Origin of the sequence: Bartonella sp. AA74HLJMH (genome assembly GCF_042197045.1) — a bacterium.
In the GTDB taxonomy this organism is placed as follows: Bacteria; Pseudomonadota; Alphaproteobacteria; order Rhizobiales; family Rhizobiaceae; genus Bartonella.
In genome coordinates this window covers 1-551 of sequence record NZ_JBHIRJ010000166.1, presented here as the reverse complement: position 1 = coordinate 551, position 551 = coordinate 1, and the positions used below count along the sequence as shown (strand labels likewise).

At 34.1% G+C, this 551-nt stretch carries 1 protein-coding gene; it reads right to left on the bottom strand.

Translation table 11 applies throughout. The annotated features are described in order from the left end of the window. Positions 1 to 439, bottom strand: a 439-nt coding sequence (locus tag ACFINH_RS10375) for a DUF488 family protein (RefSeq protein WP_375633094.1), incomplete at its 3' end; no start/stop codon positions are given. Positions 440 to 551: the final 112 nt, after the last annotated feature.

Below are 551 nucleotides of genomic sequence, written 5' to 3'. Positions count from 1 at the left end.
ATGCGAGTTGTCCTCTATGACACATGCATACATTGGCTTCAAAACAGGTGATTGCAACGCGCTTTTTGTTTAAAAAAATTTGATATAATTTGTTTATTGCACAAGAATTATTCTTGAGAGTTGTATTTCGATAATTTTTAAAAAGGCGGTCATAATCTTTTTGTGTTTTCAAATTTCTTCGTTTTTCAGAGGCAATTCCAAGTTCAGGCATATGCATATATTCAATATCAATGTTGCTTACAGCTTGCTCTAATTGTCTTTTTGAAAATCCGTGTTTTCTACTTATTGGATTTTTACGAACATCACATAAAGTTTTGATATTGTTTTCTATGAGACAACTAAGATAATTCTCAAGGGACCTACCTTCATAGCCAATGGTAAAAAAACAAAATTCCTCATCTTTAGCAGGCTGTATGATAATATGTTCGATGTTACACACGTTTAATTTCCTTATGTGAAAGGGTGGGGGTGCTCGTAGATATGCGGGGAACAAAACACCCCCATAAGGTTAAGCAGCTTTTGTTGAGAGTTGTTTTATCTCTCGTTCTATC